Origin of the sequence: Paraburkholderia fungorum, from assembly GCF_046027605.1 — a bacterium.
GTDB lineage: Bacteria > Pseudomonadota > Gammaproteobacteria > Burkholderiales > Burkholderiaceae > Paraburkholderia > Paraburkholderia fungorum_F.
The window spans coordinates 1-5,722 of sequence record NZ_JAQQEF010000060.1 but is presented as its reverse complement, the minus strand read 5'-3'; the positions used below and the strand labels follow the sequence as shown (position 1 = coordinate 5,722).

2 tRNA genes and 3 rRNA genes are annotated in these 5,722 nt (G+C 53.5%); all 5 read right to left on the bottom strand.

Annotated features, from left to right (window positions below):
• Window positions 1-53: 53 nt before the first annotated feature.
• The 5 genes from rrf to PQR53_RS38540 all read right to left on the bottom strand — a co-directional run bounded on the left by rrf (window position 54) and on the right by PQR53_RS38540 (window position 5,399).
• A 5S ribosomal RNA gene (gene rrf / locus PQR53_RS38560) occupies window positions 54-166 on the bottom strand.
• A 207-nt stretch (window positions 167-373) separates the two neighbouring features.
• Window positions 374-3,254: ribosomal RNA gene (locus PQR53_RS38555) — 23S ribosomal RNA — on the bottom strand.
• 322 nt (window positions 3,255-3,576) lie between these two features.
• Window positions 3,577-3,652 (bottom strand) — tRNA-Ala (locus PQR53_RS38550).
• Window positions 3,653-3,728: 76 nt separating this feature from the next.
• Window positions 3,729-3,805: transfer RNA gene (locus PQR53_RS38545), tRNA-Ile, on the bottom strand.
• Window positions 3,806-3,868: 63 nt separating this feature from the next.
• Window positions 3,869-5,399, bottom strand: a 16S ribosomal RNA gene (locus PQR53_RS38540).
• The 16S, 23S and 5S rRNA genes sit together here with 2 tRNA genes alongside, the layout of an rRNA operon.
• Window positions 5,400-5,722: the final 323 nt, after the last annotated feature.

Here is a 5,722-nt window from a genome sequence, read left to right as displayed (position 1 = left end):
GTAAACGCAGAAACCCCACCTTTTCGGGGTGGGGTTTCTGTTGCTGCTGGGGAGCCTGACGATTACCTACTTTCACACGGGAATCCGCACTATCATCGGCGTGGAGTCGTTTCACGGTCCTGTTCGGGATGGGAAGGGGTGGGACCGACTCGCTATGGTCATCAGGCATGACTTGTTGCTGTACTGCCTCCGGGCAATACAACCAATCTGGAAGAAGTAGTTTCTGGTGATGCTCACCAGAGGTAAAGCTGTTGGGGTTGTGTTGTTCGAGGCACAACACTGATCACTCAACCGTGCGTGTCCACCATCCCCTTCGGGGATCGGACCCGTGTCAGCGCTAAAGCGCCAACGCTGGTCGAGACACACCTGTTATAGGATCAAGCCTTACGGGCAATTAGTATCAGTTAGCTTAACGCATTACTGCGCTTCCACACCTGACCTATCAACGTCCTGGTCTTGAACGACCCTTCAAGGGGCTCGAAGCCCCGGGGATATCTCATCTTAAGGCGAGTTTCCCGCTTAGATGCTTTCAGCGGTTATCTCTTCCGAACATAGCTACCCGGCGATGCCACTGGCGTGACAACCGGTACACCAGAGGTTCGTCCACTCCGGTCCTCTCGTACTAGGAGCAGCCCCCTTCAAATATCCAGCGCCCACGGCAGATAGGGACCAAACTGTCTCACGACGTTTTAAACCCAGCTCACGTACCTCTTTAAATGGCGAACAGCCATACCCTTGGGACCGGCTACAGCCCCAGGATGAGATGAGCCGACATCGAGGTGCCAAACACCGCCGTCGATATGAACTCTTGGGCGGTATCAGCCTGTTATCCCCAGAGTACCTTTTATCCGTTGAGCGATGGCCCTTCCATACAGAACCACCGGATCACTATGACCTGCTTTCGCACCTGCTCGACTTGTCGGTCTCGCAGTTAAGCACGCTTATGCCATTGCACTATCAGCACGATTTCCGACCGTACCTAGCGTACCTTCGTACTCCTCCGTTACACTTTGGGAGGAGACCGCCCCAGTCAAACTGCCTACCATGCACTGTCCCCGATCCGGATTACGGACCAAGGTTAGAACCTCAAACAAACCAGGGTGGTATTTCAAGGTCGGCTCCACGCAGACTGGCGTCCACGCTTCAAAGCCTCCCACCTATCCTACACAGACCGGTTCAAAGTCCAATGCAAAGCTACAGTAAAGGTTCATGGGGTCTTTCCGTCTAGCCGCGGGGAGATTGCATCATCACAAACACTTCAACTTCGCTGAGTCTCGGGAGGAGACAGTGTGGCCATCGTTACGCCATTCGTGCAGGTCGGAACTTACCCGACAAGGAATTTCGCTACCTTAGGACCGTTATAGTTACGGCCGCCGTTTACCGGGACTTCAATCAAGAGCTTGCACCCCATCATTTAATCTTCCGGCACCGGGCAGGCGTCACACCCTATACGTCCACTTTCGTGTTTGCAGAGTGCTGTGTTTTTATTAAACAGTCGCAGCCACCAGTTTATTGCAACCCCTTCACCCTTCTGGCGCAGGCCAGTCAAGCTACAGGGGCGTACCTTATCCCGAAGTTACGGTACCAATTTGCCGAGTTCCTTCTCCCGAGTTCTCTCAAGCGCCTTAGAATACTCATCTCGCCCACCTGTGTCGGTTTGCGGTACGGTCTTGTTAAACTGAAGCTTAGAGGCTTTTCTTGGAACCACTTCCAGTTGCTTCACCGCCTAAGCGGCTCGTCCCATGCCCTTGAATTACGCACCCGGATTTGCCTGAGTGCCTTCTCCAACACAGAAACCGGGACTTCCAACACCCGGACAACCTTCCGCGATCCGTCCCCCCATCGCATTTAACAATGGTGCAGGAATATTAACCTGCTTCCCATCAGCTACGCATTTCTGCCTCGCCTTAGGGGCCGACTCACCCTACGCCGATGAACGTTGCGTAGGAAACCTTGGGCTTACGGCGAGGGGGCCTTTCACCCCCTTTATCGCTACTCATGTCAGCATTCGCACTTCCGATACCTCCAGCGCACTTTTCAATGCACCTTCGCAGGCTTACGGAACGCTCTCCTACCATGCACATAAATGTGCATCCGCAGCTTCGGTATATTGCTTAGCCCCGTTACATCTTCCGCGCAGGACGACTCGATCAGTGAGCTATTACGCTTTCTTTAAAGGATGGCTGCTTCTAAGCCAACCTCCTGACTGTTTTAGCCTTCCCACTTCGTTTCCCACTTAGCAATATTTGGGGACCTTAGCTGGCGGTCTGGGTTGTTTCCCTCTTGACACCGGACGTTAGCACCCGATGTCTGTCTCCCGTGATTGCACTCTTCGGTATTCGGAGTTTGCTATGGCGTAGTAATCCGCAATGGACCCCACAACCATGACAGTGCTCTACCCCCGAAGGTGATACACGAGGCACTACCTAAATAGTTTTCGGAGAGAACCAGCTATTTCCAGGTTTGTTTAGCCTTTCACCCCTATCCACAGCTCATCCCCTAACTTTTCAACGTTAGTGGGTTCGGACCTCCAGTACGTGTTACCGCACCTTCATCCTGGCCATGGATAGATCACCTGGTTTCGGGTCTACACCCAGCGACTGAACGCCCTGTTCGGACTCGCTTTCGCTACGCCTGCCCTAATCGGTTAAGCTTGCCACTGAATGTAAGTCGCTGACCCATTATACAAAAGGTACGCCGTCACCCTCTTTCAAAGGCTCCGACTGTTTGTATGCATGCGGTTTCAGGATCTATTTCACTCCCCTCCCGGGGTTCTTTTCGCCTTTCCCTCACGGTACTGGTTCACTATCGGTCGATCACGAGTATTTAGCCTTGGAGGATGGTCCCCCCATCTTCAGACAGGATTTCACGTGTCCCGCCCTACTTGTCGTACACCTAGTTCTTCCTCGCTGTTTTCGTCTACAGGGCTATCACCTGCTATGGCGGCACTTTCCAGAGCCTTCGACTAACAATGAAGATAAAGAGTACAGGCTGGTCCCATTTCGCTCGCCACTACTCTGGGAATCTCGGTTGATTTCTTTTCCTGCGGTTACTTAGATGTTTCAGTTCACCGCGTTCGCTTCTCGTAGCCTATGTATTCAGCTACGGATGACCCATACGGGCCGGGTTTCCCCATTCGGATATCGGTGGATCAAAGCTCGTTTGCCAGCTCCCCACCGCTTTTCGCAGGCTACCGCGTCCTTCATCGCCTGTGATCGCCAAGGCATCCACCACATGCACTTGTTCGCTTGACCCTATAACGGGTGTGTCTCTGTCGCATCCACTGGGAATGCAACGTGCGCCACAATCGCTACAGGTTGAGTATTCGTGTTGCGCCGTATTCCAAGGCAATCTTTCGATTACCTTTTCATACATTGATACAATCACAACCCTGATTCACCTACTCACACACCCATCTCTAGATGTCCTTTCGTGAATCTCTTTACTACTTCTTCCTGATTGTTAAAGAACGACAGCCGATATCGCAGTTGCTATAACCGCGTATCACTCTGACTGGCTCAATCGCCAATGCGAAACGCTCTGTGTTTTTTACACAGAACACTGCGCATTGAAGATTGGTGGAGGATGACGGGATCGAACCGACGACCCCCTGCTTGCAAAGCAGGTGCTCTCCCAGCTGAGCTAATCCCCCAGTCACACACAGATATTGCTATCTGTACTGATAGCCCCAGGGGTTTCAGTGATTAGCGCAGCCACCGCAGAAACAGTGGTGGGTCTGGATGGATTCGAACCATCGACCCCCGCCTTATCAAGACGGTGCTCTAACCAACTGAGCTACAGACCCCTGAGTCTGTCTTGTTCACAGCCGATAAGCGTGAGCGCTCAACGTTCGACACGTTAGCTCGAGAAAGGAGGTGATCCAGCCGCACCTTCCGATACGGCTACCTTGTTACGACTTCACCCCAGTCATGAATCCTACCGTGGTGACCGTCCTCCTTGCGGTTAGACTAGCCACTTCTGGTAAAACCCACTCCCATGGTGTGACGGGCGGTGTGTACAAGACCCGGGAACGTATTCACCGCGGCATGCTGATCCGCGATTACTAGCGATTCCAGCTTCACGCACTCGAGTTGCAGAGTGCGATCCGGACTACGATCGGTTTTCTGGGATTGGCTCCCCCTCGCGGGTTGGCGACCCTCTGTTCCGACCATTGTATGACGTGTGAAGCCCTACCCATAAGGGCCATGAGGACTTGACGTCATCCCCACCTTCCTCCGGTTTGTCACCGGCAGTCTCCCTAGAGTGCTCTTGCGTAGCAACTAGGGACAAGGGTTGCGCTCGTTGCGGGACTTAACCCAACATCTCACGACACGAGCTGACGACAGCCATGCAGCACCTGTGTTATGGCTCCCTTTCGGGCACCCCGACCTCTCGGCCAGGTTCCATACATGTCAAGGGTAGGTAAGGTTTTTCGCGTTGCATCGAATTAATCCACATCATCCACCGCTTGTGCGGGTCCCCGTCAATTCCTTTGAGTTTTAATCTTGCGACCGTACTCCCCAGGCGGTCAACTTCACGCGTTAGCTTCGTTACCAAGTCAATGAAGACCCGACAACTAGTTGACATCGTTTAGGGCGTGGACTACCAGGGTATCTAATCCTGTTTGCTCCCCACGCTTTCGTGCATGAGCGTCAGTATTGGCCCAGGGGGCTGCCTTCGCCATCGGTATTCCTCCACATCTCTACGCATTTCACTGCTACACGTGGAATTCTACCCCCCTCTGCCATACTCTAGCCCGCCAGTCACAAATGCAGTTCCCAGGTTAAGCCCGGGGATTTCACATCTGTCTTAGCGGACCGCCTGCGCACGCTTTACGCCCAGTAATTCCGATTAACGCTTGCACCCTACGTATTACCGCGGCTGCTGGCACGTAGTTAGCCGGTGCTTATTCTTCCGGTACCGTCATCCCCCCAAGGTATTAACTCGGAGGTTTTCTTTCCGGACAAAAGTGCTTTACAACCCGAAGGCCTTCTTCACACACGCGGCATTGCTGGATCAGGGTTTCCCCCATTGTCCAAAATTCCCCACTGCTGCCTCCCGTAGGAGTCTGGGCCGTGTCTCAGTCCCAGTGTGGCTGGTCGTCCTCTCAGACCAGCTACAGATCGTCGCCTTGGTAGGCCTTTACCCCACCAACTAGCTAATCTGCCATCGGCCGCCCCTGTAGCGGGAGGTCCTAAGATCCCCCCCTTTCCTCCGTAGAGCGTATGCGGTATTAATCCGGCTTTCGCCGGGCTATCCCCCACTACAGGACACGTTCCGATGTATTACTCACCCGTTCGCCACTCGCCACCAGGGTTGCCCCCGTGCTGCCGTTCGACTTGCATGTGTAAGGCATGCCGCCAGCGTTCAATCTGAGCCAGGATCAAACTCTTCAGTTCAAACCTGTTACTGTTTTTCGGTTCTGTTACGAACCGGTCGCTCACTCAACGTACTGACGAATGATCATCCTGCCGGCGTGTTGCCACCCCAGCAGGAAAACCTTCCTTTAATACTAGTGTGAGACTTGATACTTTCGCTTTTCGGCAGACCCCGAAGAGTCCACCGCGCGTCGCGCATCAAGCGCCCACACTTATCGGCTGTTAATTTTTAAAGATCGAGTCCGCATTCACTACCAAAACCGCACCGTGTTGCACGCCATCACAACCACCCGGCACCGCTTCGTTCTGCGTCGCTGCATCAGCAGCAGAGAAACGAGATTATG